A 21,447-nucleotide genomic window follows, 5' to 3' on the forward strand; every position below is an offset into this window, starting at 1 on the left:
GAAAGCTCCCGCATTCGGAGCTTTCCGCCGGAATAAGCATGAGGCGGTGAAGGTATGGGAACTTTTATAAAGGTGATTATTTTTATCATCGTGCTTTATCTGGGTGCAACGGCAGCTTTGCCGTGGATTAAGTACAAGATGTTTGAAAATGCGTTTAAAAACGCACTTAACACTTCCGAGCTTGAGAACATTCCTGTCAACATCGTAAGAGCAGCAGAAGACACCGGTGTTCCGATTAGAGAAGACGATGTTGTTATTGAAGAATACGTGGACAAACTTAAATACTCCGTGACCTATGACGCAGTAGCGGAACTTCCATTTAAAACACTTAAATTTACATATACTGTTGAAGGCTATAAAAATATCGAGGCTGAATAATGGAGCTTAAGTACAAACGAATACTGCTCAAACTGAGCGGTGAAGCACTCATGGGCGAGGGCGAATACGGCATAGACGTTGATACAGTCAACTTTATCGCTGGTGAAATAAAAGAGGTTCAGGAACTTGGCGTTAAGATCGGCATTGTTGTCGGCGGCGGAAATATCTTCAGAGGGGTTTCTGATGCTTCCAAGTCCATGGACAGAGTCACAGCAGACTACATGGGGATGCTTGCAACTGTTATAAACGCTCTTGCGCTTCAGGACGCTCTGGAAAACGCTGGCTGTGCAACCCGTGTTCAGACATCAATCGAAATGAGGCAGATAGCCGAACCATTCATCCGCCGCAGAGCAATGCGCCATCTTGAAAAAGAAAGAGTGGTTATTTTTGCTGCCGGAACAGGCAACCCTTATTTTACTACAGATACAGCGGCGACTCTCCGTTCGTCGGAAATAAATGCAGAAGTTGTGCTTAAGGCAACAAAGGTAGACGGAATATACGACAGTGACCCTAAAAAGAACTCATGCGCAGTTAAATACGACAGCATAAGCTATCTTAAGGTTCTTAATGAAGGGCTTAAGGTTATGGATTCCACCGCTATTTCAATGTGCATGGACAACGCTATGCCGATAATAGTTTTTGATATATACGGTAAAGGAAATATGAAAAAAATAATTACAGGCGAAAAGATAGGAACAATCGTGGAGGTCGATAATGCTTAACACAGTGATCAACGAGGCATCATCAAAAATGGAGAAAGCCCTCAGCCATCTTAAAGATGAATTTAAGGCGGTGAGAACAGGCAGAGCCTCCATTTCCGTTTTTGACAACGTAAAGGTTGATTATTACGGCGCACCCACGCCTCTCAGCGGCGTTGCCACTCTCAGCGCTCCTGAACCCAGGCTTATCGTTATCCAGCCATGGGATACCAGCCTCATTCCTGCTATAGAAAAAGCCATCATGTCCAGCAACCTCGGCTATAACCCTCAAAATGACGGGAAGGTCGTTCGCATACCCATTCCGCAGCTTACCGAAGAACGCAGGAAAGAATTTGTGAAAATGGTTAAAAAAATGGGCGAGGATTCAAAAGTTGCCGTCCGTAATATACGCCGTGACGCTAATGATGAGCTGAAAAAGCTTGAGAAGGATAAAGAAATTTCCGAAGACGACTGCAAAAAAGGGCAGGATAAGGTTCAGGAAGTTACAAACGACTTTGTTAAAAAGATCGACGCAGCCATTGAGCATAAAGAAAAAGAAATAATGGAGATCTAATGCCCGACATACTGCCCGTTCATCTGGCGATAATCATGGACGGTAACGGCAGATGGGCAAAACAGCGGAAAATGCCCCGGATAATGGGGCACAAAAAAGGCGTGGACGTGGTCAACAAGGTTGTGCGCCATGCCTCCGCATTGGGTATAAAATACCTCTCCCTGTTTGCCTTCAGCATGGAAAACTGGAAACGTCCCGGTGATGAAGTCAGTTTTCTCATGCGCCTTCTTGATGAATATATCGAAAAGGAACTTAAAACTATCCTTCGGGAGAATATCCGTTTTACTGTGACCGGTCAGACTGATCTTATCCCCGAAAGCACAAGGAAAAAGCTTCTTGATGCCGTGGAGAGATCTGCCGGAAATACCGGTATGGTTCTTAATCTCGCTTTGAGTTACGGCGGGCGTGCGGAGATAGTTCTTGCTGCTAAAAAGATAGCCGAGCTTGTTGCATCCGGTTCTTTAAAGCCGGAGGATGTAACTGAAGAAAACTTCTTTTCGTGTATGTTTCACCCTGAAATACCCGATGTTGACCTCCTGATCCGCACCAGCGGAGAACTTCGTATAAGCAATTTCATGCTCTGGCGTATAGCCTACAGCGAACTTTTCTTCACTGGAAAACTTTGGCCGGACATCACTGAGCAGGATATAGACGAAGCCATCAGCGACTTCGCCGGACGCAACCGCCGTTTCGGCATGACCGACGAGCAGGTCGGCGATATATAATTGCGAGCGTGCATGTTAATCCGACAGGATGTGCGGATTAACGTTATCAAGTAAAGAGTATTTTATTTTTAAACAAGGCAGGTATAAGTGAGTAACAGGCTTACAAGAATTCTGACGGCAATTGCCGTTATGCCCCCAGTGATAGCAGGCATAATATGGCTTAATGATATAATGTTTTTTATTGTTCTCCTCATACTTATACTAGGCGGAACATGGGAGTTTTACAGATTTGTGTCTGCGGACGGGAAACCGCTTCTCGCCTTTCCTGTAATGGCGGGCGCTGTGCTTATCCCCACAGGTTTTTTTCTCGGAGGAACCTCCGGAGCGCTCTTCGGACTTTATGTGTCTGCCGCGATGGTGTTTGTGATAAAGCTTTTCGGCAAAGCACCCCTTGATGACACATATGAACACCTTTCCGTTTCAATGATCTCGATAATGTATTATCCGTTTTTTATGTCTTTCTTTATCCCTCTTCGGGAAATAGATTTTCACTGGCTTTTTTATCTCTGCGCTATTATCTGGTTCAGCGATTCTTTCGCTTATTTCATCGGCGTGATGTTCGGAAAGAGAAAAATGTATGAGCTTATTAGTCCCAAAAAAAGCATGGAAGGGCTTGCCGGAGGCTTCATCGGAGGCATAGCCGGAGCATTTCTTTATACCTATTTTTTCATGGAAATCCCCTTTCATCATGTACTTATTTCATCCATTCTCCTTACCGGAGCCGGTGTTGTAGGTGATCTTGTTGAGTCAATGTTTAAGCGCAAAAGCGGCATAAAAGACAGCGGCACTGTTTTCCCCGGCCACGGCGGTGTGCTGGACAGAACCGACTCCATAGCATTTGCCGCTCCGATATTATATTTTTACGTGACCATGGCGGTGTAAGGTGAAGAAGATTGCCGTAATAGGTTCAACAGGGTCTGTAGGCAGACAGACTCTTGATGTAATCCGGCGCAACAGGGAGCTTTTTGATGTGGTTCTCCTCTCGGCGAACTCCAACAGTGAGCTTCTTGAGGAGCAGTGCGCAGAGTTTGGCGTTGAAAGGTCATGCCTCTCCAGAGGCGAGAACGGATGCCTTGTATCCATGCTTAAAGATACAGATGCAGATCTTGTCCTTGTGGCTGCTGTGGGTGCGGCGGGGATACTGCCTGCGTACGAAACAGTAAAAAAAGGGACGGACATAGCCCTTGCAAACAAGGAATCCATAGTTGCTGCCGGTCGGCTCATTCTGGATGAAGCCAAAAAAAGCGGCGCACGGGTTATTCCTGTGGATAGTGAACATTCTGCGATTTATCAGTGTTTGATGGGGCAGAAGAAGGAACATGTTGCGAAGATTGTTCTCACTGCTTCCGGCGGGGCTTTCCGTAAAACCCCGAACGACGCCCTTGAATTTATGGGCGTTCAGGAGGCTCTGAAGCATCCTAACTGGAGCATGGGCAGCAAGATCACCGTGGATTCAGCCACTATGATGAATAAAGGGCTTGAGCTTATTGAGGCACGCTATCTGTTTGATGTGACGCCGGACAAGCTTGATGTGGTAATACATCCGCAGAGTATAGTACACTCCGCAGTATGCTACACTGACGGCAGCATGCTGGCGCAGATGGGTTATCCTGATATGAGGACTCCCATATCATTTGCCCTTGGTTTGCCGGACAGGATAAACAGCGGAGTAAAACAGCTTGATTTAAGCGAAATTTCACGTCTGGATTTTTTTAAGCCGGATCTGGATAAATACGGATGTCTGCGGATCGCTTTTCAGGTATTGAAAAAGGATATGAACGGTCCTATGATTGTAATGAATGCAGCAAATGAAATTGCTGTTGAACATTTTCTTCGTAAATCAATCAGTTTCATAGATATTGCTCCGGTGATAGAAAATGTGCTGGACGCATTCGGTGAATGCAAAGCCGAAGGGATAGACGAAATACTCGATCTGGATAGGGCAGCCAGACTCAAGTGCAGTGATTTAATATTTGCCCGGAGATAATTACGAAATGATTCAGGCGATAATACTTTTGGGACTGCTCATTTTTTTTCATGAGCTTGGTCACTTTCTGGTAGCAAAATACTTTAAGGTATATGTGGAGAAGTTTTCAATAGGCTTCGGTCCGAAACTGTTTTCATGGAAAAGGGGCGAAACCGAATACATGCTCTCAGCCATTCCTCTGGGCGGATACGTTAAGATGTACGGCGACGGGGCGGACTACAACCCCGAAGGGGATACTGAAAGCACACCCGATATGAAGGCAAGGGCTTTCAATAACAAGCCTCTTTATGCACGGTCACTAATTGTTTTTGCGGGTCCGTTCGCTAACTTCTTGCTGGCGGCTTTGGTTTATGCAGTAATATTTATGGCCGGTGTGCCCCGCTCCACTGCCGTCATCGGCGAACTCATGCCTGATATGCCCGCTGCTGAGGCAGGGCTGCTGGAAGGGGATAAGGTGGTTTCTGTAGACGGAAATCCTGTTACCTTCTGGGACGAAATGAGTTCGTATGTAATTGAACGCCCCGGAAGAGAAATTGTTTTTGATATAGACAGAAGCGGCAGCCGCATGGAGATTGTTGTTACTCCCAGAGAAAGTGTTCAGAAAAACGTATTCGGTGAGGATATAAAAGTCGGGCTGGTCGGTGTTAAGGTTTCCGACCAGTATATAAGGGTTAACTACGGCTTTTTTCCTTCTCTGAAAATGGGCGTGGAAAAGACTGCCGAAGTCACCGGACTTATAATCACAGGTGTGGTTAAAATATTCCAGAAGTCTGTTCCTGCTGATTCCATAGGCGGACCTATTATGATTCTTCAGATGGCAAAAAGCTCCGCAGATGAAGGAATAATAATACTTCTGGGGCTTATGGCCGCCATAAGCGTGAACCTTGCCATACTTAACCTGCTGCCCATACCTGTTCTGGACGGCGGTCACCTTCTTTTCTACGCAGTGGAGGCTATAACAAGAAGACCTGTAAGCATAAGGATCCGTGAATATGCCAACATGGCGGGAATGATGCTTATTTTCGGGCTGATGTTTTTCGCTTTTTATAATGACATAGTCCGCATAATCAAAAACTGATATGTAAATCAGCCCTTCAGGGCTTAATAAATAGAGGCGGGCTTTTATGCCCGCTTTTTTTATGCGGTCGAAGACAGAACACCACGCTTTTAAGCGTGGATGAATGAGCCTTTCGACGGTATACTTTTCTATGGAAATCATTAAGACCTCTCACAGTGCTTATTACTTGAAATATCATGTAGTTTGGGTTTGTAAATACCGTCGAAAGATCCTGAAGCCTGGTGTCTGTTCTTATATTCGTAAAACGTTGCCCAGTTTATTGAGAAGTATGCCTGGCGTTGAAATAGAAGCCATTGGCTTTGACTTAGATCATTTGCATATGGTTATAATTATTCCTTCCAAATATAGTATTTCAGATGTTATGGGTAGATTAAAAAGCCAATTGGCTTCCCGTATGCGAAAATTTTTTGATTGGTTAGAAAAAGTATACTGGAATGAAAATATAGTGTGGTCGCCAGGCTACTTCGTTAGCAGTATTGGTTTGAATGAAGACGTAATTAAAAATTACGTCGAAATGCAAGGGCAACAGGATTCAGGACAGCTCAAGATTGAGCTGTAAAAAACATGCGATAGCATGGCGAAAGCATAGAACCCCGGGTTTACCCGGGGGTATCTATTTCCTTTAAAATCAATAACTTAAGACAATAATTCATCTTTATTTAATTTTTTTTCTAAAGGTTTTATCGGTTCTGTACGATTCTGAATATGCGCAAGGAAGCGCGAGATGCCTCTATTGAAAGAATCAAGGAGGATGACATGGCACTCTCTATTTATCAGAACGTGATGTCTCTGAACACGCAGAGATATCTCGGACAAACACAGAACCAACTTGGAAAGTCTCTCGAAAGACTTTCATCAGGTCTGCGTATCAACCACGCGGCAGATGATGCCTCCGGCCTGGCGATATCCGAAAAACTCAGAGGACAGATAACCGGTCTTAAAAGAGCTTCAATGAACGCTCAGGACGGTATATCAATGCTCCAGACCGCAGAAGGCGCACTCGGCGAAGTAAGCTCTATGCTTCAGCGTATGAGAGAGCTTGCGGTTCAGGCTGCAAATGGTACGTACACTACCAATGACAGGATTGAACTTCAGAAAGAAGTTGATCAGCTCAAAGACGAGATCGACAGGATCTCCACTTCAACAGAGTTTAACACTAAAAAGCTTCTTAACGGTGACGGAACAGCTCTCTGGTCTGCAAGCAGCGACAAGATCAGCGCTATAATCAGAGATAATGTTGCCGAAGGAAACTACAAAGTTGAACTCTCAACGAAAGCAGGTACTAATCAGGTTCACAAATCAAACATCATGAGCCTGAAAGAAGGTGTTATCGGAGCAGAAATCGTGACCTCCGGTTCATCAAGCGGTAACCTGACCAACGTATCTTTTATCAGCAACCCCGAAACTATGCCGACTACAGGGACAGCTTATTTTACTGTTTCCATAAGCAGCGGCAGTACGGCAACGCCTGCAGCTACTTCAGCTCTCAGCACTGTAGGCTATTTTGCACAATCCGGCTCTTCCTTCCTTGTAGACAGTACCTCAGTTGATGCTTCCGGCGGCAGAAGCGGATATCTCGAAGTAGAATTCGCAGACGACGCAGCAGCAGGCAATACAGCGTCAGTAACCCTCAGAATGAGATTCATAGATGCTCTCACTGGTACAACAGGTCAGTGGGTCGAAGTTGACGCAGTATACAGTGCGGGTTCATCTTCGACTTTTGGCGTTGATACCGCAGCTGCGGGCCTGAGAAACTCAGCAGGCAATACCATAGATATCGATTTCACTTTCACACTGTCAGCAAGCGGTTCAGTTCAGACAGGAGATAAAATACTTTTCTCTGTAACTGACGGTCTTGATGCAACAACGGTTTCAACAGATCTTGCTGCTTCCGGCGGCGGTTCGATTCAGATAACAGACGGTCCTAACGGTCAGGACGGTCCTACTATCTATTTTACTGCGGTAAGTTCACTTACAAAGCCTGACGATGGTAATACGCTGGTGGATTACAATGATGTAACTGTTTACTATGCAAGTATAAACTCCAAAACAGGCAACATTGACCTTGGTAATATGACATTAAGCTTCAAAGAACAGAGCAACGCTGCTGCAACAGGCGGCCTGACTTCCCCAGATTCTTTTAATGTGGCTATCTCAGGTTCCGGCGAAGCGGCAACATCCACAACAAAACTTAAGGATATAGCTGTGTTTACTGATGCTGACGGCAATAATGTGTTCAGCAACAAGCAGGAACTCACCATATGGGGTAACGGTGACAGTATCACCATTTACCTTCAGGGTGATGACACTATCTCCGACCTTGAGAAAAAACTTGAGGAAGCAATAGCTGAACTTGGCATGGGTTCCGACTCAAGCAGCGTAAACAGCCACCTCGTAGATTATGTGTCTATGCCTGCTAACAACGGTTCCAGATCCGTTAAAGGTACATTCATAATCCAGACCGCTCTCACTGGTGAGCAGGGCGAGATATCCTTCAGCGGAGATCAGGACCTTATCAATGCGCTCGGTCTTAACGAAATTCAGTCATCAAGAAACAACACAACAACTGTAAGTGTTAAGGATGCACACACCGGACAGCTTGTTGGTGTTGATGAAACCAGTGATGACAGAGTTTACGGCATTATAGACGGTGTTGAAATCGTTATAGATTCCCGCGCCGGCGTAACCGAAACATGGAATACCGTTACTCAGGAGATAGAGTTTGGCACTGACACCAGTGCAGCAGCAAAAGAACACTTCCTCCATATAGTTGACAACTCCACAGACCTTCAGATCGGTGCGAATCAGGGGCAGTCTCTTTCAGTTTCCATTCCTCAGCTTGATGTTGAGGGGCTCGGAATAGAAAATGTAACCCTTGTTTCACAGACACTTGCACAGAGAGCCATACCTGATATAGATGCCGCTCTCAGCAAAGTTGTAACCGTGAGGGCAACAATCGGAGCGCAGATCAACAGGCTCGAATACACCAGCACTAACCTTGATACGGCAAGAGAGAACATGACTGCCGCCGAATCACGCATACGTGACCTTGATGTTGCGGATGAAATGGCGACTTTCACAAGGTATCAGATACTCAGTCAGTCCGGCACGGCTATGCTGGCGCAGGCTAACCAGATACCCCAGATGGCTCTTCAGCTTCTTCAAGGGTAAGTCATTAGAAACATGGATGTAATTTCCTAAAACATGGAGGTGTGCTATGGCTGCAGTGAGTGTACAGAAAACAAAAGGTGAAAATTCCCAGATGAATCAGCTTCAGGAACTTTTAAGAGAAATGTTCCAGAGTAACTTCTACGGATCAGTGGAAGTTAAGTTTGAAGGCGGAAAAGTAACCATAGTTAAAAAGACACAGTCATTGAAAATATAGTAAATTCACAGCGGGGGGACACAGGATGTGCCCCTCGCTTTATTTTTGTTTATTTATCTTTACAAAAAGATCGTTCAGTAAAATTGAAGAATATATTCAGTCTTTTGTTTTATTTTTAAATTCGATAGCCTTACAGCCCAAGTCTGGGTTAAATAATTTTCATATGTTCATTTTATTGAAGTAAACAGTTAAAAACGTTATTTTCTTTAAAGATTAACGCCTTATGGATATTCCGTAATAAAAATGATTTTTGTTAGATAAAAAATATATAACCTTCGTTCACATTTGATAAAACATAGTTATTTTATATGATTTAGAGAAAATGTTGATATGAAAGATAAGTGACAAATTATTCATCTCTAACTCCTGAAAATAAGCTGGCAAATTAAGTCCACAAGCTGTTGTAAGCGTTACTTAAAAGTAACATTAGCCGTTGACACCCTCTCAAAGGTCAGGTTAGCCTTCTTAATAAATACTATAGGTTTATTAAATAGTCATGAGACTATGTTCATTAACAAGTAGTAAATACTTGAAACGAGGGAATCTTATGAAAATAACTCGTAGACGCTTTGTGCAGAGTGCTGCGGCAGCATGCGCCGCAAGTGCGTTACCGCTGGGAGCTGTTGCTTTTCAGGACGGCATTAAGGTTGAGGGCGTAATACCCGAAACGAACACAACATGCGAAATGTGTTCCTACCGCTGTCCTGTAAGGGTACATGATTTGGGAAGCGGTAAGATTTTTATCGAAGGGAACAAAAATGCCGATCATCAGAAGACCAGAATCTGTGCCAGAGGAAGCAGCGGCTACAGCCTGCTGAACGACCCTAACCGTATAGTTAAGCCCATGAAAAGAAAGGGCGAAAGAGGCGCAGGGGAGTGGGAGGTAATAAGCTGGGAACAGGCTTACACTGAGATAGCTGAAAAGATGAATGCTCTTAAAAGCACTTACGGTGCTGAGACCATAGCTTTTTCTGCCAAGTCAGGTTCGCTTTACAGCTAGTTCAAGCATTTTGCCCAGTCCTTCGGTTCACCCAACATTTTCTCACATTCAACAATGTGCCCCGGTGGCAGGTATGTAACTGCGGATATTATGCTCGGCGGAGACATGGTATGGGATCTTAAAAACACCAAGTATCTCATTGTGTTCGGTCATAACCTTTACGAAGGCGTTGAGGTGGGCGACACTTATAAAACGGCTGCAATGCAGAATGCCGGCGGAAAGGTAGTAAGCTTTGATCCCCGTCTTTCTGTGGTATCCGGCAAAGCGGATGAATATTTCTTCATTAAGCCCAGAACAGATATAGTCGTGGCACTTGCCATGTGTAATGAACTTATAAAAAACGATCTCTATGATAAGAATTTCGTTGGTGAATATTCAATCGGGTTTGAGGAGTTCGCAAGAAGCATAGAGAACATAACTCCCGAATTTGCCGAAATGCACTCCGGTGTGCAGGCTGATGTTATCAGACGCATCACAAAGGAATTTGCCTCTGCTGCTCCGGCTGCTGTGGTTTCTCCCGGTCACAGAACTACCTATTCTTTTGAAGAATTTGATACACGCAGAGCATTCTTTGCCCTTAATGCCCTCATCGGCAACTTTGAGCGCAAAGGCGGTCTCTACAGCAAAAGAAGCCCCGAAGCCTATAACAAGCTTGTGGGGACAAAGGCTGCTCCAGAACTTAAGAAAATCAAGGTGGAGTATCCCAAACCCGCAGCAAGGCTTGATGCTCTGGACGGCGAAAGATTCAAATACAGCATAAAAAGAGGCGGAATCTATCAGAGAATTATTGAAACCGCCCTTTCTGAAAAGCCTTATCCGGTAAAAGGCTGGGTGATGTCCAGAACAAACCCCATGCAGACCCTTGCCGACTATCCAAAGATGGTTGAGGCTATGAAGGCTATGGATCTTATTGTTGCATGTGATGTTTACATGACAGATTCAGCGGCTTTTGCCGACTATTTCCTGCCCGAAGTTACTTATCTGGAAAGGTTTGAGCAGATAGAAAACAGATCCGGTCAGTCTCCCGCATATTCACTCCGTCAGCCTGCTGTGAAAACAATCGGCGATGCGAAGTCCAGTGCGCTTATCTGGTACGAACTCGGTCTTAAGCTTGGTCTTGAAGAGTTTTATCCTTGGGGCGGAAGCATGGAGAAATACATCGAAATGCAGACGGCAGACGCTCCGGAGCTTCTTAAGGAACTCAAGGAGAAGGGCTTTGTTTCATACGGAACATCCTTCCTGCTCAGAGAGCCTTCAATGATAGCCAAGGCTGTGGAAAAATACCCCACAGCCGCCGCTAATCTCGGTGAAGACGGAACATTCGCAAACCACATGAAGTTTAAAACAAAAAGCGGCAAGATTGAGTTCTATTCCGAAGAAATAGAGCAGCTCTGGCCGGGATACGGTGTTCCAAGGTTCAGAAATATCAAGATCGCAGGTTCGGATGAGCTTCTGTTTATTCAGGCTAAAGCTGCTGTCCATACCAATGCGGCAACGGTTTTTGTTCCGTCGCTTTCTGATCTTATGCCCTCAAACCCTGTATGGATTAATACTGTGACTGCAAAAGCCCACGGCATCAGCAGCGGCGATGAAGTAGTTCTTGAAAACTCCACAGGCAGAGAAACGGGAGTTGCTCTTGTTACAGAGAACATACGCCCTGATACGGTTTTTACCTATATGTCGGGCTTCGGTGTAAAAAACGGCTACAAACAGACAGCCGCCGCCGCTTCCGGTGTTATGTGTTCAAACCTGCTGCCCCATGCGGTAAATGATGTAACAGGCATGGCGGTTCATACCAGTGCCGTAAAAATTTCCAAGGCTTAAGGGGTTAAAACATGAAATCTAACTACTTGATGTTTCACGATGAAAAAAAATGTATAGGCTGTCAGGCCTGCACAGTCGGGTGCGCCAATGTGAATGATGTTCCCAGAGGCTTCGGACGTGTTCAGGTTCAGATAAAGCCGGATAAAGACAGATACCAGTTTTACAGAGTGTCATGCCAGCACTGTGAGAAATCTCCCTGTGTGAGCGTATGCCCCACGGGAGCTTCATATATTGATGCTGAAGGCTTGGTGAGAGTAAACGATGCAAAATGTATTTCCTGCTCTTACTGCCAGTCCGCATGCCCCTACCATGTGCGTTATATGGATCCTGAAACCAGATGTCCCGATAAGTGCGACTTCTGTGCGGAATCAAGGCTTGCCAAAGGGGAACTCCCCATATGTGTGAGCGTGTGCCCCACGGACGCTCTTTCTTTTGTAAAGGCGGATTCAGAAGAGGCTGCCGAATGGCTCTCCAAACATCCTGAATCGTACAGGGAATCAAAAGGCAACGCAGGCGCAGCAAGCGTTTACCGCCGCAAAGAAATACACTAAGGAGATCAACCATGACAAGCATATGGGGTTCAGATATAAATTACACTCCGGACTACTGGCCTTTATGGCTGGTTATTCTTGCCGTACTCACTGCCCTCACTCTGGCGGGTGTGGCGGGGCATTTTATGCTCAGAAAAATATTCGCTCCCGAACGCAAGGCAGCGGCTGAGCATAAGCTTTATCTCTACAGCCTGCCTGTCCGTGTATGGCACTGGCTTAACGCTCTCCTGTTTGCTGTTCTTCTGGCAACAGGCATAGTAAACCACTTCGGTCCCGTACCCGCTCTTGTGAAGATTCACCATGTTGCAGGTCAGGTATTCGTGGCTGTCTGGATATATTTTATCGGTGTCAATATAGTTACCGGCAACGGAAGGCATTACCTCATCCAGCTTAGCGGATTTGTGGGCAGAATAATCAGGCAGGGAATGTTTTATCTCTTCGGAATAATGAAGGGCGAAGCACACCCCTTTCATTCAACAGAAAAATGCAAGTTTAACCCCCTTCAGCAGGTGGCGTACATAGGAGTCGTTTACGCTCTTATGCCCCTTCTCGCTGTGAGCGGGCTCCTTGCTCTCTATCCCGAATTTATGGGGATAGCAGGGTACAAGGGGATGATAATTGTGGTGCATCTGGCTCTTGGCGTAATTTCCCTGATATTCATCATAGCCCACCTTTATCTTTGCACCTGCGGCGGTTATCTTACCCAGCTTCTTAAAGGGATGATAGACGGGTACCACAGGGAAGACGCATCTGAAAAACATTAAAAGACTCTCTCCAACAGAGTAATACTTCTTCATAGTACCACCCTCATAACCCCCCGACGGAGGTGTAGCCTCGGGGGGTTGTGTTGTAAGTGACTGGACTTTTCTTTGTCTTGGCGTTATACAGATCATATAACTCACTGTAGGTGAAAGCTGTGTCCGCTGATAAGATTATTCCATACGGAAAACAGGAAATAACGGAAGACGACATCAAATGCGTTGCGGAGACACTCCGCTCTGACTATCTCACACAGGGTCCGAAGGTTGCGGAGTTTGAGGAAAGACTCGCCTCTTACTGCGGCGCACGCTTTGCCGTTGTTTTTTCAAACGGAACAGCGGCACTTCACGGAGCCTACTATGCCGCAGGACTTGAAAAAGGCGACAGCTTCATCACTACCCCGATGACATTTGCCGCCACATCAAATGCCGGACTTTACCTCGGCGCATCTCCCAGGTTCTGCGATATTGAAGATGATACAGGCAATATAAACACAGACGGAATCCCTGCTCTTATCGATAAATCAACAAAACTTATTGCCCCTGTGCACTACTCCGGCATGCCTGCTGATATGGAAAGGATACGCTCCGTTGCCAGTGAAAACGGACTTATGGTTGTGGAGGATGCCTGTCATGCTCTGGGTGCTGTTTATAACGGCGGACAGATAGGAAACTGTGCTTATTCTGATATGACAGTTTTCAGCTTCCACCCTGTTAAGCATGTTGCAACAGGAGAGGGCGGTGCTGTTCTTACTAATGATGAAAATCTCCGTAATATACTTGCGAGATTCAGAAGCCACGGCATAACCAGAGACGGCTTCATTGAAGAACCCCACGGCGGCTGGTATAATGAGATGCAGGAACTGGGCTATAACTACCGTATGACGGATATTCAGTGCGCTCTGGGTATAAGCCAGCTTTCAAGGCTTGAGACGTCTGTTAAAAGAAGACGTGAGATTGCCGCAAAATATGATGAGGCTTTCAGTTCCATAAAAGGGCTGAAGACTCCGCCGCATAAATTAAACAGAGAAAATGCCTACCACCTTTACCCCCTCCGCATAGAAAAAGGACGCAAAAGTATCTACGACTTTCTCCGCACTAAAGGGGTCTATGCGCAGGTTCATTATCTGCCTGTCTACATGCACCCCTACTACAGAGCAAACGGATTTGAAGGCTTTTCACTGCCCGAAGCGGAGAGGTTCTACAGCATGGAACTGAGCCTGCCTATGTTTCCTTCCCTGACAGATGCTGAGCAGGACTATGTTATCGAATGTGTGCGGGAGGCTGTAAAATGCGTCTCGGAATAATAATTCAGGCACGGATGGGCTCAACCAGACTGCCCGGAAAAATCCTCAAAAAACTGCCTGAACATGGTGAGAAGACGGCTTTGGAGCACGTTGTCCGCCGCTGTCTCAAGGTTAAGGAAGCAGCAGAGGTAATTGTTGCCACCACAACGGAAGAGGCGGATCTCATGGTTGTAAATGAGGCGGCAAGGCTTGGCGTGCGCTCTTTCAGGGGAAGTGAGGATGATGTCCTTGAGCGTTATTATCTTGCGGCTAAGGAAGCCGGATTTGACTCGGTGATGCGCATAACCTCCGACTGCCCCTGCCATGACCCTGAAGTACTGGGCGATCTGGTGCGGAAGTTTACAGGAAGCAGAGCCGACTATGCTTCAAATACCCATGAAAGAACCTATCCCCACGGTCTGGATGCGGAGATTTTTACCTTTGACGCTCTGGAAAAGGCATACAAAGAGGCGGAAGGCAAGCTCTACAGGGAGCATGTTACTCCTTATCTATACAAAACAGGCGTGTTTAAGGTTGTACACCTTGTACAGAATAAAAATACTTCAGACATCAGAGTTACTCTGGATACACCGGAGGACTACGCTCTTTTATGCGCTGTTTTTGAGTTTCTTGGGGATGACTTCGGGCTGAAAGAACTTGAGGAGCTTTTTGAACAGAAGAAGTGGCTTTCATTTATAACGAAGCCTGTAATCCATAAGACTGTTTATGAAAATGAAAAGGATGAGATAGATGCCGCGGTGAAACTGCTTGAAAAGCAGGACATGTGCCGTGCGGCAGAGATACTGAGAAGAGAGAACAAATGAAGACAGGAATCTTCACCTCCGCAGGAAAGGGTATCGGATACGGACATTACGGCAGGTGCAGAGCCCTGAAAGAAGGCTTTGAGGAAAAAGGAGTAACTGCCGATTTATTTATTCAGGGCGAGTGCGATCTGAAATTTACCGGCTGCGATGTTTATTCTGCTGATTGGACAACGGAAACCGGCCTTTGCAGAAATTATGATGTCTGCGTAATTGATTCATATCTTACAACCGAAAAACAGCTCACAGAAATTGCTTCATACGGTTCGCTGTGTGTGTTTATAGATGATACAAACAGGCTCGATTATCCTGAAGGGATAGTTCTCAACGGTTCTTTATTTGCAGAGAATATTCCGTATAAGGGCAAGCCTTCCCAGATGATTCTTGCGGGGTGTAAATACGCTATGCTGCGCAGACCTTTCTGGGATTTTGACAGCTATCCGGAAGAACGCAGCGGAATTTTCTTAAGTGCCGGCGGTTCAGGTGCAGGAAAAATAGCCTCTGAGATATGCAGACTTCTTCTTGATAATACAGGGGAGGATATTTTTGTAATCAGTGAGGCGAAGCCTGTTGATTCAGCCCGTGTTCAGGCTTTTTTCGGACTGAGTGCAGGCGGAATGGCTGAGATGATGTCCGGACGGCTGTTTGCAGTATCTGCGGCGGGGCAAACCTCTTATGAACTGGCAAGAACTGCTGTGCCGTCTGTTTTATTCGGTATGGCGGAAAACCAGAGAATAAATCTTGAAAACTGGAAGAAAACTGGCTTTGCTATATCAGTGGGCTTTTACGGAGATAAAAACTTTGATAAACTTATAAAACAGACACTAACACATATCCAAGACAAAGATAAAAACCGTTCCATGTCTTCTCTGGGTCCTCTTTATATAGACGGACAGGGGGTAAGAAGGGCGGTAAGCATGATTATGGAGGTTGCGGAATGAAGATTGCCGTGCTGACAAACAACGAGGTTTCAAAGCCTCTTATTGAATGGCTTAAAGAAACGGGAGAAAACGTCACAGTTATAGGTGACAGGATTGATCTTACGCTTGTGGATGAAATTAAACCGGATCTTATTCTAAGCTATTCGTATAAATACTTAATACCTGATGATGTTATTAAGATGATGGATGATGGAATTATAAATCTGCATATTTCTTATCTTCCATGGAATAAAGGAGCAGACCCTAACATATGGAGCTTTCTTGATAATACTCCTAAAGGTGTTACAATTCACAAGGCGGATCAGGGGATGAACACGGGGGATATCCTTATACAGGAAGAAATAGTGCTTAATGAATCGGAAGAAACGCTGTTAAGCTCCTATACCAAGCTTCATGATGCGCTTTTTGATATGTTTAAGTCAAACTGGAAATACCTGCGTGAAAGGCGCATTATTCCTTCTAAGCAGAAAAAAGGCGGTTCCGTGCATAAATCTGCTGAACTTGACAGGTTCAGGCATATTATTGAAGATAAAGGACTGACCATAAGCATAAAAGAGCTTAAAAAACTCTGCGCGGAGACTGAATGAAAGATATTTTCATCGGAGGGCGGGTGATATCTGACGTAAGCCCCGCTTTTATCATTGCTGAACTTTCCTGCAACCATCTGCAAAATTATGAGCTGGCGGAGAAAACGATCATCGCCATGAAGGAATCAGGCGCGGACGCTGTGAAGTTCCAGACTTACACGCCGGATACCCTCACTCTTAATGCTGACAATGAGCTTTTCAGAATAAATCAGGGCACTTTGTGGGACTCCAAAACGTTTTATGAGCTTTACGGCGAGGCATATACCCCTTGGGAGTGGCAGCCGAAGCTTAAAAAGCTTGCGGATGAACTGGGAATGGTGTGCTTTTCAAGCCCTTTTGATTTCACCGCCGTGGATTTTCTTGAAAAAATGGATGTCCCTGCTTACAAAATTGCTTCTTTTGAAATAACAGATATACCGCTTATAGAATACACTGCATCCAAAGGCAGACCAATTATTATTTCCACAGGCATCGCACATCTTGAGGACATAGAGCTTGCAGTGGAAACAGTGCGCAGAGCAGGGAATGAGCAGATAATTCTGCTGAAATGCACAAGCGCCTATCCCGCCTCTCCGGAGGAAGCAAATCTGCTCACTATGCCGGATATGGCAGATAAGTTCGGCGTCCACATCGGTATAAGCGACCATACCCATGGCTCGATTGTACCTGTGGTGTCAGTTAGCCTTGGAGCCAAGGTTATAGAAAAACACTTTATACTGGACCGTAAACTCGGCGGACCTGATTCGGCTTTTTCCATGGAACCTGATGAATTTAAAAAGATGGTTGAAGATGTCCGCACCGCAGAGGCATCCCTCGGCAGGGCTGATTATATTCTCACTCCCAAGGCGGAAAAGAGCAGAAACTTTTCACGTTCACTTTTTATAGCCGAAGATGTGAAGAAGGGCGAAATAATGAATGAAAAGAATCTCCGCTCTGTGAGACCGGGATATGGGCTGCATCCCAAATATTATAAAGAAATTCTCGGCAAGAAAGCAGCATGTGACCTGAAAAAAGGCACTCCTGCATCTTTTGATCTGTTTACGGATTAAAATTATTATGCAGAAAGATTATGATTTAGGTTTTGCATATGCGCAGAATTTCATAAATATGAATGAAGATGACTCCGCTTCTGTCCTGAAGTGGAGAAACAGTTTTGAAGTCAGCAGATGGATGTTTACCGCACATAAAATCAGCCTTGAGGAGCATGAGGCATTTATAAAAGGTCTTGCTTCTAAAAACAGCGCATTTTACTGGATGGTGAAATCCGGCGGAAAGGGTTTAGGGGTCATAAGCATAAACGGTTTTAACCGTGATTTCAGATCTGCATATCTTGGTATTTACGCCAACCCTGAGAACGGAGAAAAGGGCAGGGGAGGCATTCTGATGAATGCGCTTCTGCACATAGCTTTTGCTGAATTCGGGCTTGAAACACTGAAGCTTGAGGTCATGGCTTCCAATGAGAAAGCCGTGTCCTTTTACGAACGAAACGGATTCGCACATGAGGGCAGGCTGAGGAGCTTTGCCTTTCACGGCGGAGTTCGTGAGGATGTTATAATAATGGGTATAATGCGGGATGAGGCTTTGAAAATAATTTCCGGATCGGAGAGGAATAAATGAATATAGACGGCAAAACCATACTTGTTACCGGAGGCACAGGATCCTTCGGTAAAAAATTTATCAGATATATTCTGGAAAACCATAATCCCAAAAAGGTTATTGTCTATTCCAGAGATGAGTACAAGCAGTATGTTATGCAGAGCGATTTTGCGGCGCACCTGCCTAAGCTCCGCTTTTTTATAGGTGATGTCAGAGACAGGGAGAGGATGTACCGTGCGTTTGACGGTGTGGATATTGTTGTTCATGCAGCAGCGCTGAAACAGGTTCCTGCCGCCGAATACAACCCCATGGAAGCGATAAAAACAAATATAACCGGAGCGGAAAACGTAATAGACGCCGCAATCGACAGAGGTGTGGAAAAAGTTATAGCCCTCTCCACAGATAAGGCTGTGCATCCCGTTAATCTCTACGGCGCAACGAAGCTCGTTTCCGACAAGCTTTTCACATCAGCCAATGCTTATGCGGGCTCTAAAAAAACGAAGTTCAGTGTTGTGCGATACGGAAACGTGGCTGGCAGCAGGGGCTCGGTAATTCCTTTCTTCAGAAAGCTCATTGAGAGCGGCGAGAAAACTCTCCCCATTACCGACTTCCGCATGACACGTTTCTGGATAACCCTTGATGAAGGCGTGCAGATGGTTATGAGAGGAATAAGTGAAGCAAAAGGCGGAGAGATCTATGTAGCGAAGATTCCCTCATTCAATATAACCGATCTGGCAAAAGCCATGCTTCCTGATGCGGAGCTGAAAGAGATTGGCATACGTGAAGGGGAAAAAATGCATGAGGAGATGATCACAATGGAGGATGCTCCCATGACATATGAGTATGACAGCTACTATATCATATATCCCAACTATTCATGGTGGTCACTGGACAGGCATTTTACAGATGGCGGAACAAAGGTTCAGCCTGAGTTCTTCTATAAATCAGACTCCAATCCGCATTTCCTTACCGTTGATGAACTTAGGAACTGGACTGCCGATATAAATATTGTTGACTAGGATTTTTCCCGCCGGAAAGGTTTATCCGGCGGTTTCTGCTTCTTCTTTTTTTACTTTGTTCAGGTTGGCTTCCAGTAAGGCTTTCAGAACATAAAGCATTTTCAGCATTTTTTTAATCAGCTCAACCATTACTCCCAGCATGTCTTTCATAAGCATCATGATTCCGTTGTTTTTCTCTTCCTGCTTGTTGTGGCTGGCAAGAACAGAATGAATCTCGATCATTGTCCGTATGTAATATGACTGGACATAGTGCATAAGAATGTGAAAAAAGTCCTGCTCTGCAAATATGGAATTCACAGTTTCGCTCTTTCTTATAAGTTTTACCGCTTTCTCATGATCATATTTGCCGTTAAGTATAAAAGGCTCAAGGATTTCATCTTTGTATTTCACACAGTCTAAATATCCGTCATAAAGCCTTTTCATGGCAGACTCACAGTAGTTTATGCTGTATTCAACCTTTTTAAGAGTTTTTTCATAACATTCCATAATTTCATTCTGGTCGGGCTTATGAAGGTACTCTTTAAAAAGCGCTGTTATATTTGCGGGCGGAACATCTTTCACATACTGCTCTATGGCGTCTGCAAAAGTCATCAGCTCTGTCCCGTGAATTTTGGCCCCGCCCTCGGTAGCGTTAATAACCTTGCCTGAAAAAACAGCTATATCTTTCATGTAATATTTCCGGAAAGTATCCCAGACTGCTGTCGTTTTGATCTGAGGAACATAATTGCCTTCGACCATGAGGTTTTTGCGTTTGTAGTATATTTCCTCTTTTTCACCGTAGGTACTGCCTGCTGCGTGGGTAAGGTCATCTTCACCGAAAGCGAGATCCTGCCCTATAAGGATGATAGGGTTGCACCCCATATATTCCAGAATTTTAAATGCCATGTTGGCAGCGGAAGGACCTATGTCCAGTGTTCCTTTAGGTATATCAAGCCATTGAAACGTGGCAAAGTTTCTGTAAACCACGATCCTGTCGCCTTTGAAATTTTCATAGGTCAGCGGATGCACAACAGGGCAGGCGGCTAGGTAGATGTCTCTCACATCATCTTCCGTGAGCCCTTCAAAAAGTTTGCTTGTTGCCTCCACTCTTTCAAGTGATGTGGCAAAATGAGGCTTGAAGCCGTGCTTTTTCATAACTCTGACAGATGCATCCGCAGCGGCAATCACTGCCTTGTCTTCAAGCCCTTTAAGCAGGTGTATATTTTTATTAAGAGAAGGTCCGGTGGATACTATTATTCCGGGGCGTCCTTTAAACTTATCCTTAAGATCGGCTATGCCGGGATATTCAACTATTTCTTTGATGTTTACGAAGGTGTGGTCAATCCCTATGAGGGAGTCCAGAGGATCATTACCGAAGAAAAGTATTACCTCTTTTATTGCATCATTTAAAACTCTCACTGCGCTGATATAATAGTCTTTATTGCTGGTAAATGATGCAGGCTCTTCGATATAGTTTATAGCTTTAGAGAAAAATTTATTATTTCCCGAACTCATAAATCTGTTCATGTAGGGGTAGAGTTCATTAAGGTCTTTTCCTACAATAAAGTGAAATCTTTCTTCTCTCAGGTATTTTTCTATATCTATATGCTCCACTGCCAGAGCAAAGATTTCAGGGTCTTTTTCTATGATCAAAAACTGCGAATCAGCTGCTCCGTAAAGAGAAGCATAGTTCATTATATTATAAAAAAGCCCCATACCCAGATAAACCGAGAGATGACGCACATTTATTTTTTTGTCAGTGATTAATTTCTTGGAATTTCCTAAAGGATCTCTATTGTCGTAGTAATATTTGCCGATAAGAGTATCAAGAAGATTAGGATATTTCTTCGGATGAAGTGATGAGACAACTTTGTATCTGGATGAGATTTTAGTATTTACCACCAGATTATACAGTTCCGGACGGCATTGTTTAAGAGCCTTAAGGTTTTTTTCTTTTATCATTAAATCCATCCTGTCTTTGATAGGAAATTGTATAAGAAAAGAACCGGTGAGTCAATGCGGGATGACCCGAAGTTTTACCCGGTGTCTAAGGATGTAATTAGCTGATAAATAATGTTTGAGAACACGGGCAATTCGTGTGCTGAAATTTTTTTTATTTAAATGATAAAAAAAATTAAAGTGTCAGGAATTATTGCCGATATAACACTCAGGTGAGTTTAAGCTCTCCTCAAAAAACGGTTTTTATAAAGAATCCCTATATGCGATTCGGTACTGAAATAATCGGGCCGATGGCTATTTA

General features: G+C 44.7%; 20 protein-coding genes and 1 pseudogene. 20 read left to right on the forward strand and 1 reads right to left on the reverse strand.

What is annotated here, in order from left to right; translation table 11 throughout:
* The first annotated feature begins 54 nt into the window (after positions 1–54).
* The 20 genes and pseudogenes from ACYRYY_RS10540 to pseB all read left to right on the forward strand — a co-directional run bounded on the left by ACYRYY_RS10540 (position 55) and on the right by pseB (position 19,208).
* Complete coding sequence (locus ACYRYY_RS10540) at positions 55–378, forward strand: hypothetical protein (RefSeq protein ID WP_460215555.1); 324 nt, start codon at positions 55–57, stop codon at positions 376–378.
* The gene (pyrH, locus tag ACYRYY_RS10545) at positions 378–1,100 is read left to right on the forward strand and encodes a UMP kinase (RefSeq protein ID WP_460215556.1); all 723 of its coding nucleotides are present in this window, start codon (positions 378–380) and stop codon (positions 1,098–1,100) included. Before ACYRYY_RS10540 ends, pyrH begins: the two co-directional genes overlap by 1 nt.
* Entirely contained in the window at positions 1,093–1,650 is a 558-nt protein-coding gene (gene frr / locus ACYRYY_RS10550; RefSeq protein ID WP_460215557.1) for a ribosome recycling factor, read from the forward strand. The genes pyrH and frr overlap by 8 nt, the downstream gene beginning before the upstream one ends.
* The gene (locus tag ACYRYY_RS10555) at positions 1,650–2,375 is read left to right on the forward strand and encodes an isoprenyl transferase (protein ID WP_460215558.1); all 726 of its coding nucleotides are present in this window, start codon (positions 1,650–1,652) and stop codon (positions 2,373–2,375) included. The genes frr and ACYRYY_RS10555 overlap by 1 nt, the downstream gene beginning before the upstream one ends.
* A gap of 87 nt (positions 2,376–2,462) precedes the next feature.
* On the forward strand, positions 2,463–3,257 hold the full coding sequence (locus ACYRYY_RS10560) for a phosphatidate cytidylyltransferase (protein ID WP_460215559.1): 795 nt from the start codon (positions 2,463–2,465) through the stop codon (positions 3,255–3,257).
* Position 3,258: 1 nt separating this feature from the next.
* Positions 3,259–4,362, forward strand: a complete 1,104-nt coding sequence (gene dxr, locus ACYRYY_RS10565; RefSeq protein WP_460215560.1) for a 1-deoxy-D-xylulose-5-phosphate reductoisomerase — start codon at positions 3,259–3,261, stop codon at positions 4,360–4,362.
* Positions 4,363–4,369: 7 nt separating this feature from the next.
* A complete protein-coding gene (gene rseP, locus ACYRYY_RS10570; RefSeq protein WP_460215562.1) occupies positions 4,370–5,440 on the forward strand; it encodes an RIP metalloprotease RseP in 1,071 nt (356 codons plus the stop codon).
* Positions 5,441–5,570: 130 nt separating this feature from the next.
* On the forward strand, positions 5,571–5,999 hold the full coding sequence (tnpA, locus tag ACYRYY_RS10575; protein ID WP_460215563.1) for an IS200/IS605 family transposase: 429 nt from the start codon (positions 5,571–5,573) through the stop codon (positions 5,997–5,999).
* A gap of 197 nt (positions 6,000–6,196) precedes the next feature.
* Complete coding sequence (locus ACYRYY_RS10580; protein ID WP_460215564.1) at positions 6,197–8,611, forward strand: flagellin N-terminal helical domain-containing protein; 2,415 nt, start codon at positions 6,197–6,199, stop codon at positions 8,609–8,611.
* A gap of 46 nt (positions 8,612–8,657) precedes the next feature.
* Positions 8,658–8,825: a hypothetical protein gene (locus ACYRYY_RS10585; RefSeq protein WP_460215565.1), complete on the forward strand. Its 168-nt coding sequence runs from the start codon at positions 8,658–8,660 to the stop codon at positions 8,823–8,825.
* Positions 8,826–9,372: 547 nt separating this feature from the next.
* A pseudogene (phsA, locus tag ACYRYY_RS10590) lies at positions 9,373–11,649 on the forward strand (thiosulfate reductase PhsA).
* An 11-nt stretch (positions 11,650–11,660) separates the two neighbouring features.
* Entirely contained in the window at positions 11,661–12,200 is a 540-nt protein-coding gene (locus ACYRYY_RS10595; RefSeq protein ID WP_460215566.1) for a 4Fe-4S dicluster domain-containing protein, read from the forward strand.
* A gap of 11 nt (positions 12,201–12,211) precedes the next feature.
* Positions 12,212–12,964, forward strand: a complete 753-nt coding sequence (gene phsC / locus ACYRYY_RS10600; RefSeq protein WP_460215567.1) for a thiosulfate reductase cytochrome B subunit — start codon at positions 12,212–12,214, stop codon at positions 12,962–12,964.
* A gap of 152 nt (positions 12,965–13,116) precedes the next feature.
* The gene (gene pseC / locus ACYRYY_RS10605; RefSeq protein ID WP_460215568.1) at positions 13,117–14,265 is read left to right on the forward strand and encodes a UDP-4-amino-4,6-dideoxy-N-acetyl-beta-L-altrosamine transaminase; all 1,149 of its coding nucleotides are present in this window, start codon (positions 13,117–13,119) and stop codon (positions 14,263–14,265) included.
* Complete coding sequence (locus tag ACYRYY_RS10610) at positions 14,250–15,068, forward strand: cytidylyltransferase domain-containing protein (protein ID WP_460215570.1); 819 nt, start codon at positions 14,250–14,252, stop codon at positions 15,066–15,068. The genes pseC and ACYRYY_RS10610 overlap by 16 nt, the downstream gene beginning before the upstream one ends.
* The gene (locus ACYRYY_RS10615; protein WP_460215571.1) at positions 15,065–16,006 is read left to right on the forward strand and encodes a PseG/SpsG family protein; all 942 of its coding nucleotides are present in this window, start codon (positions 15,065–15,067) and stop codon (positions 16,004–16,006) included. The genes ACYRYY_RS10610 and ACYRYY_RS10615 overlap by 4 nt, the downstream gene beginning before the upstream one ends.
* Complete coding sequence (locus ACYRYY_RS10620) at positions 16,003–16,593, forward strand: formyltransferase family protein (protein WP_460215572.1); 591 nt, start codon at positions 16,003–16,005, stop codon at positions 16,591–16,593. Before ACYRYY_RS10615 ends, ACYRYY_RS10620 begins: the two co-directional genes overlap by 4 nt.
* Complete coding sequence (gene pseI / locus ACYRYY_RS10625) at positions 16,590–17,642, forward strand: pseudaminic acid synthase (protein WP_460215573.1); 1,053 nt, start codon at positions 16,590–16,592, stop codon at positions 17,640–17,642. Before ACYRYY_RS10620 ends, pseI begins: the two co-directional genes overlap by 4 nt.
* Positions 17,643–17,649: 7 nt before the next feature.
* Positions 17,650–18,210 (forward strand): UDP-4-amino-4,6-dideoxy-N-acetyl-beta-L-altrosamine N-acetyltransferase, encoded by a 561-nt coding sequence (gene pseH / locus ACYRYY_RS10630; protein WP_460215574.1) that lies wholly within the window; start codon positions 17,650–17,652, stop codon positions 18,208–18,210.
* Complete coding sequence (gene pseB / locus ACYRYY_RS10635; protein WP_460215575.1) at positions 18,207–19,208, forward strand: UDP-N-acetylglucosamine 4,6-dehydratase (inverting); 1,002 nt, start codon at positions 18,207–18,209, stop codon at positions 19,206–19,208. The genes pseH and pseB overlap by 4 nt, the downstream gene beginning before the upstream one ends.
* A gap of 21 nt (positions 19,209–19,229) precedes the next feature.
* Here the strand turns inward: pseB and ACYRYY_RS10640 are convergent, their stop codons facing one another.
* Complete coding sequence (locus tag ACYRYY_RS10640) at positions 19,230–21,149, reverse strand: motility associated factor glycosyltransferase family protein (protein WP_460215577.1); 1,920 nt, start codon at positions 21,147–21,149, stop codon at positions 19,230–19,232.
* Positions 21,150–21,447 lie beyond the last annotated feature (298 nt).

The sequence above is a fragment of the Geovibrio sp. ADMFC3 genome (assembly GCF_054687035.1).